This window comes from Bacillus sp. AFS098217, from assembly GCF_002551815.1.
Taxonomy (GTDB): domain Bacteria; phylum Bacillota; class Bacilli; order Bacillales; family Bacillaceae_G; genus Bacillus_A.
Genome location: NZ_NVPR01000030.1, coordinates 13,887 through 31,486, shown reverse-complemented (window position 1 = coordinate 31,486; position 17,600 = coordinate 13,887). Strand labels below are relative to the sequence as shown.

16 protein-coding genes are annotated in these 17,600 nt (G+C 36.0%); 6 read left to right on the top strand and 10 right to left on the bottom strand.

All coding sequences use genetic code 11. The features are described 5' to 3' along the window. Window positions 1-113 precede the first annotated feature (113 nt). A complete protein-coding gene (locus COO03_RS07565) occupies window positions 114-749 on the top strand; it encodes a class A sortase (RefSeq protein ID WP_097896470.1) in 636 nt (211 codons plus the stop codon). Window positions 750-805: 56 nt separating this feature from the next. Here the strand turns inward: COO03_RS07565 and COO03_RS07560 are convergent, their stop codons facing one another. After that, the gene (locus COO03_RS07560; protein ID WP_097896468.1) at window positions 806-2,191 is read right to left on the bottom strand and encodes a peptide MFS transporter; all 1,386 of its coding nucleotides are present in this window, start codon (window positions 2,189-2,191) and stop codon (window positions 806-808) included. A gap of 366 nt (window positions 2,192-2,557) precedes the next feature. Here COO03_RS07560 and brnQ1 point away from each other — a divergent pair, with 366 nt between their 5' ends. Then, window positions 2,558-3,859 (top strand): branched-chain amino acid transport system II carrier protein BrnQ1, encoded by a 1,302-nt coding sequence (brnQ1, locus tag COO03_RS07555; protein ID WP_097896466.1) that lies wholly within the window; start codon window positions 2,558-2,560, stop codon window positions 3,857-3,859. A 22-nt stretch (window positions 3,860-3,881) separates the two neighbouring features. On the opposite strand, the gene COO03_RS07550 is transcribed toward brnQ1, so the two are convergent. After that, a complete protein-coding gene (locus COO03_RS07550) occupies window positions 3,882-4,430 on the bottom strand; it encodes a DUF3916 domain-containing protein (protein WP_097896464.1) in 549 nt (182 codons plus the stop codon). A 201-nt stretch (window positions 4,431-4,631) separates the two neighbouring features. Here COO03_RS07550 and COO03_RS07545 point away from each other — a divergent pair, with 201 nt between their 5' ends. Beyond that, window positions 4,632-6,374 (top strand): DUF2339 domain-containing protein, encoded by a 1,743-nt coding sequence (locus tag COO03_RS07545; RefSeq protein ID WP_097896462.1) that lies wholly within the window; start codon window positions 4,632-4,634, stop codon window positions 6,372-6,374. A 64-nt stretch (window positions 6,375-6,438) separates the two neighbouring features. On the opposite strand, the gene COO03_RS07540 is transcribed toward COO03_RS07545, so the two are convergent. After that, window positions 6,439-7,830: an amino acid permease gene (locus tag COO03_RS07540; protein ID WP_097896460.1), complete on the bottom strand. Its 1,392-nt coding sequence runs from the start codon at window positions 7,828-7,830 to the stop codon at window positions 6,439-6,441. A gap of 273 nt (window positions 7,831-8,103) precedes the next feature. On the opposite strand from COO03_RS07540, the gene COO03_RS07535 reads away from it, so the two are divergent. Both COO03_RS07535 and COO03_RS07530 read left to right on the top strand, forming a co-directional pair. Then, window positions 8,104-9,396: an NCS2 family permease gene (locus COO03_RS07535; RefSeq protein WP_097896458.1), complete on the top strand. Its 1,293-nt coding sequence runs from the start codon at window positions 8,104-8,106 to the stop codon at window positions 9,394-9,396. 175 nt (window positions 9,397-9,571) lie between these two features. Continuing rightward, on the top strand, window positions 9,572-9,772 hold the full coding sequence (locus COO03_RS07530) for a helix-turn-helix transcriptional regulator (RefSeq protein ID WP_097896456.1): 201 nt from the start codon (window positions 9,572-9,574) through the stop codon (window positions 9,770-9,772). Window positions 9,773-9,881: 109 nt separating this feature from the next. On the opposite strand, the gene COO03_RS07525 is transcribed toward COO03_RS07530, so the two are convergent. From COO03_RS07525 to COO03_RS07495, 7 genes are all read right to left on the bottom strand, one after another. Next, window positions 9,882-10,319: a GNAT family N-acetyltransferase gene (locus COO03_RS07525; protein ID WP_097896454.1), complete on the bottom strand. Its 438-nt coding sequence runs from the start codon at window positions 10,317-10,319 to the stop codon at window positions 9,882-9,884. A gap of 16 nt (window positions 10,320-10,335) precedes the next feature. Then, the gene (locus tag COO03_RS07520) at window positions 10,336-10,569 is read right to left on the bottom strand and encodes a DUF4022 family protein (RefSeq protein WP_141523260.1); all 234 of its coding nucleotides are present in this window, start codon (window positions 10,567-10,569) and stop codon (window positions 10,336-10,338) included. 401 nt (window positions 10,570-10,970) lie between these two features. Further along, complete coding sequence (gene qoxD / locus COO03_RS07515; protein WP_097896451.1) at window positions 10,971-11,276, bottom strand: cytochrome aa3 quinol oxidase subunit IV; 306 nt, start codon at window positions 11,274-11,276, stop codon at window positions 10,971-10,973. A gap of 2 nt (window positions 11,277-11,278) precedes the next feature. Continuing rightward, complete coding sequence (qoxC, locus tag COO03_RS07510) at window positions 11,279-11,881, bottom strand: cytochrome aa3 quinol oxidase subunit III (protein WP_097896449.1); 603 nt, start codon at window positions 11,879-11,881, stop codon at window positions 11,279-11,281. Window positions 11,882-11,894: 13 nt separating this feature from the next. Beyond that, entirely contained in the window at window positions 11,895-13,829 is a 1,935-nt protein-coding gene (gene qoxB / locus COO03_RS07505) for a cytochrome aa3 quinol oxidase subunit I (protein WP_141523261.1), read from the bottom strand. A gap of 33 nt (window positions 13,830-13,862) precedes the next feature. Next, a complete protein-coding gene (gene qoxA / locus COO03_RS07500) occupies window positions 13,863-14,738 on the bottom strand; it encodes a cytochrome aa3 quinol oxidase subunit II (RefSeq protein ID WP_097896445.1) in 876 nt (291 codons plus the stop codon). Between the two features lie 281 nt (window positions 14,739-15,019). Next, window positions 15,020-16,438 carry an amino acid permease gene (locus COO03_RS07495; protein WP_097896443.1) on the bottom strand — a complete coding sequence of 473 codons (1,419 nt, stop codon included), beginning with the start codon at window positions 16,436-16,438 and terminating at the stop codon, window positions 15,020-15,022. Between the two features lie 415 nt (window positions 16,439-16,853). Here COO03_RS07495 and COO03_RS07490 point away from each other — a divergent pair, with 415 nt between their 5' ends. Next, window positions 16,854-17,567 carry a C39 family peptidase gene (locus tag COO03_RS07490; protein ID WP_097896540.1) on the top strand — a complete coding sequence of 238 codons (714 nt, stop codon included), beginning with the start codon at window positions 16,854-16,856 and terminating at the stop codon, window positions 17,565-17,567. Window positions 17,568-17,600 lie beyond the last annotated feature (33 nt).

Here is a 17,600-nt window from a genome sequence, read left to right as displayed (position 1 = left end):
AATTGATGTATATATAGTGGGAGGTTTTATTTTTGTCTTATACTTGTACATATGCCAATCTTAATTTATGATTTTATATAGGAGTAAGACTATGTAAGGGAAAGGGATTAAGTATGAACAAGCAAAGAATTTATACGATACTAGCAATCCTTCTATTTATTGTAGGTGGAGTATTAATTGGTAAGCCATTTTACGATGGGTATAAGGCAGAGAAGAAGCAAACAGCGAATGTACAGGATGTTCAGAAAATGAAATATGAAAAGCATGACACAAAATTTGTAGATGCTTCTAAAATCGATCAACCAAATTTATCAGAAGTAGCGAATGCATCATTAGATAAAAACCAAGTAATTGGACGTATTGAGATTCCGAGTCTTTCATTGAAGCTTCCTGTTTTAAAAGCTTCCACTGAGAAGAATTTATTGTCAGGAGCAACAACTGTAAAAGAGAAGCAAGAAATGGGAAAAGGAAATTATGCGTTAGCAGGCCATAACATGTCAAAAAAAGGTGTTTTGTTTAGTGATCTATCATCATTAAAAAAGAACGATAAAATTTATTTATATGATAATGAAAATGAATACGAGTATGCTGTTACAAGTGTATCAGAAGTTACACCTGATAAGTGGGACGTGGTAGAAGATCACGGGAAAACAGAAGTGACACTTATTACCTGTGTATCTGTATCAGATAATTCAAAGCGCTTTGTTGTTTCTGGTGATCTTGTACAGACGAAAAAATTAAATAAATAAAAGGCGGTAACAATCCGCAAATACAAAAACGATGAGGGGAGACCCCTCATCGTTTTTTAATCCATCCATTTTACTAATTTTTTAGAGATCAATAATAACACGCATCCTAGAACAATGGCTACAGCTCCAATGACAGTAAATACTTCTGAATATCCAAGTGAAGTTGTAAAGCTTGCAAGTTGACCACCTAAAATATTAGCAATTCCTGAACTTGCTAACCAAACCCCCATAAGTAAAGAAGCGAATTTTACTGGTGCTAGGGTACTAACCATAGATAGTCCAACGGGTGATAAGAATAGTTCACCTAACGTATGGAAAAGGTACGTAAAGACAATAAAGAGCAGGTTTGCTTTTTCTGTAATATTGTGCTCGTCACTACCTGTTTTTAATGTAGCGATAACAAGAACCATATAACCAATTCCAAGTAAAATCATACCGAGTCCCATTTTGGTTGGGATTTTTAAATCGCCGCGCTTTCTAGTCGCGAGTTTTGCCCATAATGCTGAAATAACTGGGGCAAGTAAAATAATGAATAATGGATTGACTGACTGGAACCAAGATGTCGGAATTTCCCATCCAAATACTGAACGATCGACAAATTTGTTTGTATATAATGTTAATGAACTACCAGCTTGTTCAAAACCAGCCCAGAAGAAGACAACGAAGCAAGTTAGAATCACGATAACTGCTGTATGTTGTTTTTCTTTTTTTGTCAGTGGTGTATTTCCAGCTGTTTGTTTACCAGAAGATGTTTGTAAATCTCTAGTTGGTTTTTTACCGATATCACCAAGGAAACGGTTAGATAATGTTGTAAATAAGATTTGTCCTACGATCATACCGATGGAAGCCGCTAAGAAACCATAACGGAAACCGTAATGAACAACACCATCTATCGTTGTTTTGAATAAATTTTCTGATAAAAATCCGCAAACGAGTGGAGCTAAAAATGAACCTACGTTAATGCCCATATAGAAAATTGTAAATGCACTATCACGTTTTGGATCATGTTCTTCATATAATTCTCCGACAAGTGTAGAAATGTTTGGCTTGAAGAATCCATTACCGATAATAATAAGCGCTAATCCGAGGTATAGGCCGACTTGGTTTTGCCAAGCAAACAGTGTAAGGTTACCGATTGCCATTGTTACACCACCCATAGTGATGGCTAGGCGTTTACCTAGAAAACGGTCTGTTAAGAATCCCCCAATCAATGGAGTGAAATAACACGCTCCAGTGTAAAATCCGTAGATGGAAAGTGCCCATCCTGGACTAAACCCAAGACCACCGCTTACTAAAGCTGTTGTTAAGTATAGTGTTAATAATCCTCGTAATCCATAGTAACTGAACCTTTCCCACATTTCTGTAAAGAAGAGTAAATATAAACCTGGAGGATGTTTCTTGCCCTTTTGTTGTTTTTTCTCAAGTTGTATCGCTGATTCCATATAAGTTTCCTCCTGACACAAATGAAAACAAAATTAATAGTTGTGTATGTTAAATAGTTTACTTTATTAACTATTTAAAGTCAATAAAGGTTGATTTTTCGGAATAAATTGGAAAGCAGGAGAGATATAGAATGGGAGTTTCTTTTGTGGTAGACTATGGACTATGTTTGCTCTTTCTGTTTTTACTTCGCATGTGGCAGAAACAGGCCCTGACCGCTTCTATGCATGGCCAGATGCTCTCTCCTACCTAAAAAGAGGGGTTTTATGTCGGTTTTTTAATTGATGTACATATAGATCACAATTCATGACGTATTTTTTAAGTTAGAAAGGATTCTACTTTATTTGAAAGTAGAGAAGGAGAAAGAAATGAAATTGTTACAGAAAAAAGAAGTTTTGCTTATTAGTCTAATGTTATTCTCCATGTTCTTTGGTGCTGGAAATCTTATATTTCCACCTTTTCTTGGATATGAAGCAGGAGAACATGTATGGATTGCATTGCTAGGCTTTATCATATCAGCAACAGGTCTTCCGATACTGGGTGTCATGGCAATTGCTAAAGCGGGAAGTTTTCAAGTTCTAGCAAGCCGGGTCCATCCCTCTTTTGCAATTATTTTTCCATGTTTCGTGTATGTGTTTATCGGTCCTGGCCTTGGGATACCGCGTGCAGGAAGCTTAGCTTTTGAAATGGGGCCAGGTCAGTTGTTTCCAGAAGCAGGTAGTATAACTCTGCTGCTTTACACTGTGGTCTTCTTTAGTATTGTATATTGGTTAAGCCTATCGCCATCGAAATTGATGGGGCTGTTTGGAAAGGTGTTAACGCCTTTATTATTATGTATGATTGCTCTTATTTTCATAAAAAGTATGTTTACAACGGTAGGAGATGTGAAAGCACCAGTAGGAAATTATGGACAAGCTCCTATGTTTCAAGGGTTCCTAGATGGCTATTTAACGATGGATGCGTTAGCAGCCTTAATTTTCGGGATTGTTATTTCGAATGCCTTACGTGCAAAAGGTGTGCAAGATGAAAAGGGCGTAGCGAAATATATGAGTATGGCTGGTATTGGCGCTGGTCTCTTGTTGTCTATTATATATATTATTCTTGGGTATGTCGGATCAGTAAGTGGCTCGCTTGGAGAATTTGATAATGGGGCAAAAGTATTAGCACAAGTTATGACTACATTATTTGGACAAGGCGGTGTGGCATTATTAGGAATTATTTTTACAGTTGCCTGTTTATGTGTCTCCATTGGGCTTGTTACATCTTGTAGTCAGTTTTTTGCAGATGTATTCCCGAAAGTTTCTTATAAGATCTGGGCTTTGATAGTAAGTGTTGTTAGTATGGTTCTAGCTAACTTAGGATTAACACAAATTTTAAAAGTATCAGTTCCGATTCTTGGGTTTATATATCCAATTGCTTTAACGCTTATTATTTTAGGATTGTGCCATAAATATATCAGCAGGTATGTGTATATATATCCTATAACGATTGGGATAGTAGCGGTATTTAGTGGGATAGATATTTTAAATCGCAACGTATTAATGGGAAAATGGACACCTTTATTAGAACATATTCCTTTTTATACAGAAGGAGTAGGATGGTTAGTTCCGGCGATTGTAAGTGGATGTCTTGGAGTGGTTATAAGTATTTGTGTAAGGAAAAAAAATTAGACGAAAAAGGNNCCTTTTTCGTCTAATTTAATTCGCCTATAAACCATATTTCTTTATCATTGTCATTAGAATCAGTAAACATTTCTCTATATCCTTTTACTTGCAATTCTTTCGGGATATGCAAGCTGAATTCTTTTTCAATATCGCGTTCTTGTGGTAATGAAACCCACTGTGGCCCGTCCTGGTATCTACCTAGAAAGCCTTCAAAAAATCGTTCTATCCCTTGTTTACTAAATACAATTGAGATATTAGAAGCGTGTAAATTAGGAAAAGAGACAACAAAATAAATACGATATTCTTTTTCGGTTATAGTTTTTATATGGATTAAATGCTTTACTCGATTGATTGCTGTCTGTAAATAAAATCGTCTAATCGAGTTTGATTTACGTTTTGCATTCATATAAGAAGGATCGAAGGGAAGATGAGTAGACCAGCAACCTAAAGCAGATTGTTCGTTAGCATTTGGTAAAGAGCTTGTATGCATAGTAGTATATTTCAGGAAATTTCGGAATGCGCGCCTTAGGCCACGGGTTTTCTTTTTTGAGCCATTGGTCCAAATCGATTGTTTCAAAGCAACACCTCATAAACAATATTTTTAATTCCATTTTGTAGTTTTGATGAAAAATAGAAAGAGAAATGCTATTTGTTACTATAATAGTAAAAATTAGGGAATGTCAGGAAAAAATTCTTAAAAAATGAATAGACTAAGAGTATGATATAAGTAATTGGTAATATATAGTTGTTATAAAAAGGTTGGTTAGGGGGGAAGCGAATGAAGCAAGATTTGAATAAAAAAATAGAAGCGATTGAAATCGCAATTGAAACGATGCAAGAGGCGCTTTATGAATTGAAGAAGCAGCAAAGGGCAGTAGAGGAAGAAAAAGTTGAACGAGCAAGAGAGCTGAACAAGCCGGAGCCTATTGAAAAGAAAGCAGAAGGCAGTATCCCTAAAACAAATGTACGACAAGAAGATGTAGTCGTTCGTCAAGAAAGTATGGAGGAACCAGAAGTAAAACAAGTAGATATATCTGCATTTAAGCCGGAGCCATTTGATCTTATAAAGTTTTGCCAAATATGGTTGCCGCGTATTTTCGTAGGTATTATGTTATTTGGAGTAATTTGGTTATTTAAAGCAGGAGTAGATGCCGGATTGCTGACTCCAGCAATTCGTATTGTATTTGGCGTAGTATTATCAGTAGGATTATATTATATAGGTGATATACAAATAAAGCAGGAACGACAAGCGCTAGGGTTAGTATTAGCCGGGGGAAGCATTACAGGAATTGTCTTAACGACGTTTGCTGCACATTATTTATATCAATTCCTTCCTGCAAGCATCGCATTCATACTCAATATTATATGGGTTATTCTTGGTATTTATCTTGCTAGAAGATATAAATCAGAGTACCTTGCTATATTTGTAGCAATAGGAGCTTTCTTTGTTCCATTTTTATTAAATAGCACAACACCTAATTCTTACATTTTCTTTGGGTATGAAACGATATTAACGATTAGCCTGTTATGGTATGCACTGAGGAATCGTTACAAGTATTTATATATGGTATCTTATAGTGTTTCTGTACTTGTAACGCTTGTTTTCTTTGTGATTATGTCGGTGTTACTAGGACATTTGCAAGTACAATTAACAATGGTTTATGGACTGATTCATATGACACTTTTTTGGCATATGTTTATGGATAGGGAATTTATATATCAGCCTCGAATTGCGATATTTAGTGCGAGTGCAGTTCTCTTTATCATCGCAATTTCTAAAATTCCAGACTTTACAACATGGGGGCTGCTAATTGGTGCAATGATACATGGTGGTATGTTTGCAGCTGAATATAGGAAGAACAAGAAATCTCTATTTACAGATCTTCTATTTGGTGTCACAATGGGATCGTTTAGTTTAGCGATTCTATATGAATGCAGCTTAGTAAATGCTGCAATTGTATTAATGTTACAAGGATTCCTCGGTATTGTTACTTCTGTTAAAGGAAAGCAAGAAATCAAATTATATATAAGTGCTGTAGTTTATGCGATTGGTATGATACAGACAGTTGTAAGTCCATTTACGACATTTATTTCAGCGGCTTTTGTTGCACATCTTATTTTAATTGGGACATTTTATTATGGAATGCTGAAAACAAAGCACATGCTGAAGCATTTCGGGAAGTATATTAATTCTATTACGCTATATGGATTTATGATACTCGTATTTATTACGATTACTAGAGTTGGTGAAATTCTGTTTACGAATGGAAGTATAATCAGTGTGTCTGTATCATTATTGTGGATGGTATATGCGTTGTTTGCAGTTTGGTTCGGACGAAATAGGAAAATGGATGAAGTATTATATGCCGGTTTAGTTGTGTTAGTCGTAACGGTAGGGAAATTATTTTTCCTCGATTTACCAGAAGTATCAATGATGATTCGAGCGGTACTGTTTTTAATTGTTGGCGGATTAGGAATTGTTATCTCGAGAATGTTCTTTTCAAAGGAAAAAGAGAAGTAGAAAAGAGCAATCCAATGTGGATTGCTCTTTTTTTTAATTTTTATTAATCGTAACAGTTTCGTTATTAACTAATTTTTGAATTAGGTACTTTATCTATCTTATGGAACCCTTTCATATAATACACGACGACTAATGCAATTAACCAAATTGGACCAACAATTAATGCAATTCGTGTATCTTCTGAATATGCCATTATACCTAACACAAGCGCAAGGAAACCAAGTGAGAAATAAGAACTTAATGGATATAAAGGCATTTTATATGATAATTTTTGTTTGGTTTGTGATGATAAGCCTTTGCGGAAACGAATTTGAGTAACTAATATAATGCCCCATGTCCAAATTGCTCCGAATGTTGAAATACTTGTAAGCCATGTAAATACTTTTGCTGGAACAAGATAGTTTAAAATAACACCAACGAGCAAAACGAAAGCGGTTGCTAAAATACCGTTACTTGGAATGCCATTTTTATTTAAACGCCCGAATCTTTCAGGTGCCTGCTTTTGTTCTGCTAGCGTAAACAGCATACGTCCTGTACTAAATAATCCGCCATTACAAGAAGAAAGAGCTGCTGTTAAGACAACAAAGTTAATAATACCAGCTGCCTTTGCAATGCCAATTTGTTGGAATGTTAATACAAACGGGCTTCCTTTATCACCAAGTTCATTCCATGGGTAAATTGCCATCATAACGAATAAAGCTCCAACGTAGAACAGTAAAATACGCCAAAATACGTTATCAATTGCTTTTGCAAGTGTCTTTTTTGGATTTTGTGCTTCACCAGCTGTGACACCGATGAGTTCTACACCTAAATAAGCAAATAAAACCATTTGTAAGGAAAGAAGTAAACCAGAAAAACCATTTGGGAACCATCCGCCATGTGACCAAAGGTTTGAAATTCCAGTAGCGATGCCATCATTTCCAAATCCGAATAGAATAATGCCTGTCCCAACTACTATCATACAGATTATTGTGACAATTTTAATTAAAGCAAACCAAAACTCAAGTTCCCCAAATACTTTTACAGACAAAAAGTTAAAGGCACTCATTAATAGAAGAGCCAGTAATGCCCAAATCCAGCGCGGGATATCTGGAAACCAGAATTCCATATAAATTCCAGCTGCAGTAATTTCGGCCATACAAGTAACGACCCATAAAAACCAGTAATTCCAGCCGGTGATATAACCAGCCAGTGGTCCTAAATAATCATGTGCATATTTACTAAAAGAACCAGCAACAGGCTGTTCAATTGCCATTTCTCCGAGAGCACGCATAATGAAGAAAATAACAAGTCCAGCAATCATGTAACCTAGCAAAATGGAAGGTCCAGCTAGTTTAATAGCAGAAGCCGATCCTAAAAATAATCCAACTCCAATAGCTGATCCAAGAGACATCAAGGTAATGTGCCGTTGTTTTAAACCTCGATTTAAATTTTCAGATTTGTTTGTTTGCTGCATAAGAAGCCTCCTTGTAGGATGAGAAAATTAAATGTATTTTTATGATGTTTAACTATTTTAAATTATAAAACATTTCACTCTGTTATGCTACAAAAACAATTGAATCTACCTGTACTATATCTATATATGTCAGATTTAAACTTAAAATTCGAACTATTATCGAATATATTGACTCTTCTTTTTATTGATTGATAAGATTAAGTATTACATTTTCTCGCATATAAGAAAAAGAATGTGTGATAATAATTTATTGTGTAGGAAGGGTACCTAAGTATGTTTCAATTGCAAAAGTATAATACTTCTGTGAAGCAAGAGATTTTAGCTGGCATCACAACATTTTTTACATTTGCGTACATTCTTGTCATCAATCCGAAAATATTATCTGATGCAGGTGTACCATTTGATCAAGCATTTACGGCAACCATTATTGCGACAGTTGTCGGGACATTATGTATGGCATTTTTAGCGAATTATCCAATTGTAATTGCTCCAGCTATGGGGATGAATGCGTATTTTGCTTATTCTGTTGTACAACAAGCAGAGGGTATTACATATGTTATTGCTTTTTCTGCAGTATTTGTAACAGGTATTATTTTTCTTTTATTATCTTTTACCTCATTCCGTCAAAAGCTTATTGTAGCAATTCCTGATAGTTTAAAACACGCAATTGCAGGTGGAATCGGATTGTTTATTGCTTTTATTGGACTGCGTTTGTCTGGAATTATCGTCGATCATCCATCTAACTTAGTTACAATTGGAGATTTTCATTCACCAGCTGTTATTTTAACGTTAATTGGTTTGGTTTTAGCAGCAGTATTAATGGCTTTACGGGTGAGCGGGGCGCTGTTTATTAGCATGATTGTGACAGGGATTATTGCCTTTTTTACTGGACAATTGAAGTTTGGAAATCAAATTGTAGCGATTCCTCATTTACCAGAAGGGATTATTGTTTCAAGTCCTATTACTGCATTTTCCGATGTAATAGAATATGGGTTATACGGTGTTGTTTTTTCCTTTTTACTTGTACTTTTATTTGATACAACAGGTGCATTGCTTGGTTTAATCAAACAGGTTGGTTTAAATACAGATAACACTGAAAAACGTTTCGGTAAAGCATTTATTGCGGATGCGATTGGTGGCACAACAGGTGCTGTCTTTGGAACAAGCCCTACAGCAGCGACAATCGAATCATCTGCTGGGATTGCAGCAGGTGGAAAAACAGGATTAACAGGCGTTGTGGTAATTTGTTTAACGGTCGTAACGGCATTTTTTAGCCCTGTTATTGCTTCGCTATCAAGTGTAGCAGCTATTACGGCTCCATCATTAATTATAGTGGGAAGTCTAATGGCACAAAGTATTCGCGATATTAACTGGAGTGAATTTGAAGATGCATTACCGGCATTTTTAGTTTTTGTAGGTATTCCGTTAACATCTAGCATTGCAAATGGAATTGCGCTTGGATTTTTAATCTATCCAATCTTAAAGATGGTGAAAGGGAAATGGATGGAAGTACATCCACTTCTGTATTTCTTTGCGGTTTTATTTGGATGTCATTTATTCTTATAAAGAGATAGATAAGGGTACTTCTCATAGGAAGTACCTTTTTTCGTGTATAATAAAGTGAGACTCCTTTTATGGGATATAAAACTTATGATAGAAAAAAGAAATTCCGGGATTAAATAATTTATAAAGTGAATCATGTAATATATACGTTACGATTGATGGTGAAGGAGGTTGTAGATTGGCTGTAAGTAGAATCAAGATTGCACGTGTCCAATTGGATTTAACACAACAACAATTAGCAGAAAAGGTAGGGGTTACAAGGCAAACAATTAGCTTAATTGAGAAAGGAAAATATAATCCTTCCTTAGAATTATGCTTGAACATTTGTTATGCGTTAAATCAAACGTTAAATGATTTATTTTGGGAAGAGCAGAAGTAACAAATAGGAATGGGAATAGTGAAAGTCGAGAGTGCCAAAAAGCCTTCCACACATATGGAAGGCTTTTTGGTGCTTTTTAGAGAAATTCTGAAATACAAAAGCTTTTCTTTCATAATGCTTTGTACATGAGTCTATGAGGCCCAATCGGATAAATATCAAATATTTCACCATGTTTATGGAAGCCTAATCGTTTGTAGTAATCTGTAACGGTAATGCGAGCATTACACCATAATATCTCTGCTTGGCGTTCTTTTAGAATTACTTCGGCATATTTGATTAATGAGCTACCAGCATGTTGCCTTCGGAAGGCAGGTACTGTAGCCATACCTCGTAAACGATAGTGATTGTTACCTTGTAAAGAAGGTTCTGTTTCATATGAGAAAGAAGCGATGCTGATAAGTTCATCATTTTGAAACGCACCTAGATGAAAGGCGTGTAATTCATAATCGGAAGGATATTTACAATCTATCAGTGCTTGATTAGGTCTTAGCATCTTTTGACGTAGCGCGTATGTTTCGGAGGCATCAATACGTTTAACCGTAATCATACACAACCATCCTTTCTTATGACGCTTTCTCCATGAGTTGTATAAAGAAATATGCAGGTGCTACACAAAGACCTAGTATGCTACATGTACCGAGGGTTAGAGAAAGAAAGATACAAAAGTACTTCGTTCCATTTGATTTTTTCCATCCGTAGCTGCAAATTTCAATACTAATACCGATGAGAATAATGGCAACGAGTACTTCTGCTAATAATAAAAGAGCTAAAGTTGAAATAGACATATTGTGATTCATCCCCATAATATATGATATATATACATCAATTAAAAAAACGACATAGAACCCCTATTTTTAGGTGGGAGAGAGTATCTGCCATGCATAGAAGTCTGCCACATGCGAAGTAAAAACAGAAAGAGAAAACGAGTGTAGGTTACTTTTTATTTTGCATAGCAGGGATTTAGATGCCGAAAAATTAAAATGGATTTATATAGTAATATTTTACCATGGTAAAATAAGAATCTTAAGAAAAATTTCTGAGGTATTAAGATTTAGAAAAAGAAGATGTGATGATTACTCAATTTCTTATTGACATATATATGAAAAAATATCTTCCTAAAATCGAGAGGGGAAGAGAAAATAGTACAATAAATAAAAAAAGACTGCTGAGATTACCTCAGCAGTCTTTTTCATGTCTATTACATAGAGAAGAAAATCCAAACTGTACCAACAACCGTTACTGCAGCGATGAAAAAGTGGAATACGATAGCCATTGTTTGTATTACACCTTCGCCTTCTGTCATGTGCATAAACATAACAAATTGCAATGCTGCTTGTGCCACTGCCATTACAAGAATGGCTGTTAAGATTGTTGAAAGTGACATGCTTGTATATAACGCTACATATACAGCGAGGAACGTTAATGCAAGCGATAAAATAAATCCGAAAACGTGTGACCATGGAAAGCCGCTATGTGCGTTTGCTTGTGTATTGTTTTGTCCCATTATTACGCCACCATCCCATTCAAGTAAACTAGTGTGTAAATGAAGATCCAAACAACATCAAGGAAATGCCAGTATAAGCTGATAATAAATACTTTACGAGCTGTAACTGGTGTTAAACCTCGTTTTAGAATTTGGATAATAACACAAGTTGCCCAAATGATACCAGCTGTTACGTGGGCACCGTGCGTTCCAAGAAGAACGAAGAATCCAGATAAGAAACCACTTGTTTGGATTGTTGCGCCTTCTGCAACATAAGCCATAAACTCTTCAACTTCAAAGAAAAGGAAGCCTGCACCTAAAATTAATGTGAAGATGAACCATCCTAACGTCGCTTTTTGGTTGTGCTTGCGCATTTCATGAATTGCGATACCGCATGTAAAACTACTTGTTAAAAGTAGGAGTGTTTGAATTAAAAGGGTTTTAAGTTCAAACAGGTCAGCTGGTGTAGGGCCATCAGCCGTACGACCAGCAAGTACTAGATAAGAGGCGAAAAGTGTTGCGAACAGCACGATTTCAGCCCCAAGAAAAATCCAGAACCCTAAAATATTCAATCTGCTTTGTTCAGATTGATATTCTAAAGGTAAGCTTTTATCTAAAGCCGCCATTTCGTTTCACCTCTCATGCAACATGTTCTGTCTTTTTAATTTCATCTACGCTAACGTAGTATCCGTTGTCGTAATCAAACGAGCGCCAGATCATACAACCTAACATACCAATACCACCGACAATTGCTAACCAGAACCAGCTAAATACTAATGCAAAACCTGCAAGACCAATCAAACAAGACATAATGATTGGAACGCCTGTATTACTTGGCATATGAATTGGTTTTAATTCTTCAGGTTTTGGTGTAATAGATTCGCCGTTTTTCTTCATTTCCCAGAATACATCGCTAGACTTAATTTCTGGTAATTTGGCGAAGTTGTAATGTTGTACTGGAGATTGTGTTGCCCACTCAAGTGTACGAGCATCCCAAGGATCTCCAGTTACATCGCGCTCACCATGACGAATGCTATAAACTACGTTGTAGCATAATAAGGCGAAGCCAACTGCCATCATTACTGCACCGACAGATGCGATTAAGTTTAATCCGCCCCATCCAAGGTCTGCAGAGTAAGTGTACATACGACGAGTCATACCATCTAAACCTAGGAAGTACATTGGGAAGAAACAGATGTTAAATCCGATCATAAAGATCCAGAATGTCCATTTACCAAGACGTTCATTTAGCATATGACCAGTCATCTTTGGATACCAGAATGTAAATCCAGCAAGCATCGCGAATACTGTACCAGCGATTAATACGTAGTGGAAGTGAGCGATTAGGAAGTAGCTGTTATGGTATTGATAGTCAGCTGCTGCCATCGCAAGCATAACCCCCGTAACTCCACCAATTACGAAGTTTGGAATAAATGCCAATGACCAAAGCATTGGAACTGTAAAACGGATACGACCTTTATAAAGCGTAAACAACCAGTTAAAGATTTTAACACCGGTTGGGATCGAAATTGCCATTGTTGAAATCGAGAAGAATGAGTTAACTGCTGGTCCTGCACCCATTGTAAAGAAGTGATGCAGCCATACAAGACCACTTAAAGTTGCGATTGCAACCATTGAATAAACCATTGCAGTATATCCAAATAAGCGTTTACGTGAGAATGTACTTACGATTTCAGAGAAAATACCGAATGCCGGTAAAATAACGATATATACTTCAGGGTGACCCCATACCCAGAACAAGTTCGCCCAAAGCATTGGCATACCGCCGCTCGCCATTGTAAAGAAGTGAGCATCAAATAGACGGTCGAAAGTCATTAATGCAAGAGCAACTGTTAATACTGGGAATGCAAAGATAATGATAAGACATGTAATTAAAATAGACCAAGTAAACATTGGCATTTGCATTAATTTCATGCCTGGTGCACGCATCTTTAAGATTGTTACAAGGAAGTTAATCCCTGTCATCAGTGTCCCGAGACCTGAAATCTGCAAGGCAATTGCATAGAAGTTATTTCCTACTCCAGGTGAGAATTCTGTACCAGCCATTGGGAAGTATGATGTCCACCCAGCGTCTGGAGAACCACCGATAACGAAGGCGATGTTAAATAACATAGCACCTACGAAGAATAACCAAAAACTTAATGCATTTAAGAAAGGAAATGCAACGTCACGTGCTCCAATTTGAAGAGGAACAACAACGTTCATAATTCCCATAACAAACGGCATTGCCATGAAGAGGATCATAACTGTACCGTGTGTTGTAAAGATTCCGTTATAGTGTTCAGCGTTTAAATATGTTGTGTCAGGAAACGTTAACTGGGCACGAATCATTAATCCGTCCATACCACCACGGAACATCATTACAATTGCTGAAATGATATACATAACCCCAATTTTCTTATGGTCAACAGAAGTTAACCACTCATCCCAAAGCCATCTCCATTTTTTGTACTTTGTTAGCACAAAAAGGATTGCTAACGTCACAAGAACAATAGATACGTCCGCTCCGTAAATAATCGGATCGCCTGTGACAAAAAATTCATCAAGCTTCACTATATTCACTCCAATCTGTTGGAATATTCGTTATTACTTTTTGTTTTTGTAGTAGTTGTAATCACAATATTCAAGTGATTTTGGATCTACATATTTTAAGTGTGTATTAGAGAATGTCATACGCCCTACTACACCAGGTTTAATAATTTCATTGTATTTTTCTTCTGTAAGTGGTTTAGCTGTTTCTTTTACTTCTTTTACCCACTTGTCATACTTATCTTTTGTTTTTGCTTCAAGCTCAAATTCCATGTCAGTGAATCCTTCACCTGAGAAGTTTGCGCTACGGCCAATGTAAGAACCTGGCTTATCAGCTTGTAGATATAAGTCCATGATCATGCCATCCATTGTGTATTTCATACCACCAAGCTCTGGAATCCAGAAAGCATTCATTGGACCAACCGATGTTAATTTAAATTGAATTGGTGTACCAGCTGGTACATTTAAATAGTTAACGGTTTCAATATTTTCCTCTGGATAACTAAATAACCATTTCCAGTTGGCAGATGTAACGTAAATTTCAACTGGTTTCATATCTTTTGTTTGCTCTGGCGGCTTTTCCGATGCAAATGTTGTTTTTACTGTTGGGATTGACAATGCAATCACGATGATAACAGGGAAAATAGTCCAGATAACCTCTAAAAGCGTATTACCGTGTATATCAGGTGGCTCATAGTCCATATTTTCTGGTTTTTCACGGTAACGAATCAAGATGACTGTAAACAAGATGAATACAATTGCAATAATCAACGACATGAGTATGAATGACCAAATAATCAAATCATACTGTGCTTTTGCAACAGGCCCCTGCGGATTTAATACTGCAAGTTTTTTATCACAGCCACCGAGGAACAAGAGTAATGACAGTGGAAGAAGTGAAGCCAACTTCCAAAATTTTTTTTTCAGTTGCACGATTGAAAATCTCCTTTCTCCTTGGATTGAAACTATGCCAATAAAACAATATAAACCTATTAATTTATAGAAGGCAATAGTTTTTGTCATATTGTTAAAAAATAGACACAAATGCATTGTTTTTACGATGAAAAACATTTGTAACTTGATAACATTGTAAACTATTTTTTGAGAGAAAATGTGATTGTGGAAATTTTAAGATAAATAAAGTTATACCAACATATCCAATAAACGGAAAAAAACTATCTTAATAAGGTAAGATAGTTGAATATTTTATATATTTAGTTTATTTCTTGTGTAACATTTCGTTGCTGTTCAAATGTGACAACTTTTTTATATTTAATTTGGTACAAGAGATAGCAAATAATCATAAATGGAATCCCGCAATAAAGTGCAATGCGTTGATCCGGTATAAAAGCTAAACTAACGAATGTAATGAAATTTAAAGAAAAAGCAACAATTGGAACGATTGGATAGAGCGGTGTACGATACTTTAAATCCTTTATATTTCCACCATTCTTTATAAATTCCTTGCGAAAGAAAAATTGTGAAGCTGCAATTGACATCCAAACGACAACAGCTGCCATTGCTGCAATTGACGATAGTATTAAAAAGACAGTATCTGCTGCAAATATGCTTGTTAATAGCGAAAGGCTTGCAAAGATTAAGCTGAAAATTAAAGCATTCAGAGGTACTCCCTTTTTTGTTAATTTCGCAAATGCAGGACTCGCCATACCTTGTTTCGACATAGCCCAAAGCATACGTGAATTTGCGTATAGTCCTGAGTTTGCTACTGATAGTACAGCAGTAATAATAACAAAGTTCATAATGTCTGCTGCATATGGAATGCCCACTGTATCAAAGACAAGTACGAATGGACTTTCTACAAGATTAGCCTCCTGCCATGGGAGTAAGCCTACAACAACAGTAATTGCTAATACGAAAAAGAATAAAGTACGCCAAATTGTATTTTTGATTGCTTTTGGAATTGTTTTTTCAGGATTTTCACTTTCGCCTGAAGCAATTCCGATTAATTCGGTTCCTTGGAATGAATAATTTACAGTAATCATTGTGAGAAGGACAGCTAGGACACCATTTGGAAATAATCCACCATTTTCAGTGAAGTTATGAAGCATTGGTGCTGGTTTTCCGTTGAAATCTAAGAAACCAAACATAACAGCGCCTCCAAGTATAATAAAGACAATAATAGTCGTGACTTTTACACTAGAAAACCAAAATTCCGTCTCCGCAAATGCTCTTGTCGATAAAGCGTTTACAAGAAAAAGGATTGCTGCAAATGTAACACACCAAATCCATGAAGCAACATCTGGAAACCAACGCTTCATCAAAATACTAACAGTTGTCAGTTCTACACCAACTGTAACAGCCCAGTTTAGCCAATACATCCAACCGACGACGAACCCAAAACCTGGTGAAATAAATTTGCTTGCATAACTTTGAAATGAACCCGCCTCCGGCATGGCAACAGATAGTTCACCAAGACAGAGCATTGTTAAATACATGACGAAACCGCCAACTAAAAATGCAAGGATGGCTCCGCCTGGTCCGGCATTGTGGACAATTTGTCCTGATCCCATAAACAATCCAGTCCCAATGACGCCACCGAGTGCAATCATAAATAGGTGTCTGCTTTTCATTGTACGCTTTAAGCCAGTTTGCTCTGTAGTTGTTTGATTCATATTCTCTTCACCCCGTATTTTCCCTTGTTTGTTCTGCTCATTACATATTGAGTTTCATTGGTGAATTAATCATCGGTGGGGGATGAAAACATACAGATTGTAAGTCTGTTCTTTTATCACGATACGNNCGTATCGTGATAAAAGAACAACGATGATTAATTTCCCTTAAGTTTGTACTATGTGACGAAAAGAAATATTCGCTGTTCATCAAATAGACATTTTTAATTCTAACAAAATATTCTGAAAATGTATATTTATTTTTCTTTTTATTACAAAGAATTAGAATTTTAAAACAATATAACTAAATAATAATTCATATAATCTTCCTAGCAAACTAGTAAGAAGAAAGGTACAATGATAAGAGACATGTTCTGTAAAGATAAACAAATAATGGTGTAATGGAGCTTGATTTATGATGAAGAAACTTAAATATATGTTTATTTTCAGTATTATAATTATTGGGGTAATAGTAGTAGGGAAGAATAAAATTGTTCAAAAAGCAGCGCAAGAATTCCGTTTGGATTTTTTATCTGATATGAAAGAAACAGCTATGATTGAAAATGTTCCATTTATAAAGCAGCTTCCTGAATTGCCAAGAGGTTGTGAAGTGACAAGTTTAGCGATGCTGCTGCAATATAAAGGGGTCGAAGTAGACAAGATGACACTTGCCAGTGAAATTCATCGTGTTCCATTTGAAGAAAATGGTTTGCGTGGAAACCCTCATGAAGGATTTGTAGGGAATATTTATACAAAGGATGAGCCGGGATATGGTGTATACAATCAACCAATTTTTAAACTTGCGGAAAAATATGTTCCTGAAAAAGTAATTAATTTAACAGGAAGAAATATAGAGGATATATATAAAGTAATTAGTTCAGGTTCGCCAGTATGGGTAATTGCTAATACAACATTTCAGCCGTTAGCTGAAGACAGTTTTGAAACATGGAATACAAGTGCGGGCGATATAAAAATTACATATTATGAGCATAGTGCGGTAGTAGTAGGATATGATCAAAATTTTGTATATATAAATGATCCGCTTGCAAATAACCCACGTAAAGGAGTGCCACGCGCTCAGTTTGAAAAGGCATGGGAACAAATGGGGAAACAAGCAATTACTATTTTATAAAAATAAAAAGTCATCTTTATAGATGGCTTTTTT

What these genes read in the sequence shown, in the direction of transcription:
- COO03_RS07545 (WP_097896462.1), top strand. Translation starts at nt 4,632, where the DNA reads ATGAAGCAAGATTTGAATAAAAAAATAGAAGCGATTGAAATCGCAATT.
- qoxC (WP_097896449.1), bottom strand. Translation starts at nt 11,881, where the DNA reads ATGGCGGCTTTAGATAAAAGCTTACCTTTAGAATATCAATCTGAACAA.
- COO03_RS07560 (WP_097896468.1), bottom strand. Translation starts at nt 2,191, where the DNA reads ATGGAATCAGCGATACAACTTGAGAAAAAACAACAAAAGGGCAAGAAA.
- brnQ1 (WP_097896466.1), top strand. Translation starts at nt 2,558, where the DNA reads ATGAAATTGTTACAGAAAAAAGAAGTTTTGCTTATTAGTCTAATGTTA.
- COO03_RS07535 (WP_097896458.1), top strand. Translation starts at nt 8,104, where the DNA reads ATGTTTCAATTGCAAAAGTATAATACTTCTGTGAAGCAAGAGATTTTA.
- qoxD (WP_097896451.1), bottom strand. Translation starts at nt 11,276, where the DNA reads ATGGGACAAAACAATACACAAGCAAACGCACATAGCGGCTTTCCATGG.
- COO03_RS07540 (WP_097896460.1), bottom strand. Translation starts at nt 7,830, where the DNA reads ATGCAGCAAACAAACAAATCTGAAAATTTAAATCGAGGTTTAAAACAA.
- COO03_RS07525 (WP_097896454.1), bottom strand. Translation starts at nt 10,319, where the DNA reads ATGATTACGGTTAAACGTATTGATGCCTCCGAAACATACGCGCTACGT.
- COO03_RS07495 (WP_097896443.1), bottom strand. Translation starts at nt 16,438, where the DNA reads ATGAATCAAACAACTACAGAGCAAACTGGCTTAAAGCGTACAATGAAA.
- COO03_RS07565 (WP_097896470.1), top strand. Translation starts at nt 114, where the DNA reads ATGAACAAGCAAAGAATTTATACGATACTAGCAATCCTTCTATTTATT.
- COO03_RS07520 (WP_141523260.1), bottom strand. Translation starts at nt 10,569, where the DNA reads ATGAATCACAATATGTCTATTTCAACTTTAGCTCTTTTATTATTAGCA.
- COO03_RS07490 (WP_097896540.1), top strand. Translation starts at nt 16,854, where the DNA reads ATGAAGAAACTTAAATATATGTTTATTTTCAGTATTATAATTATTGGG.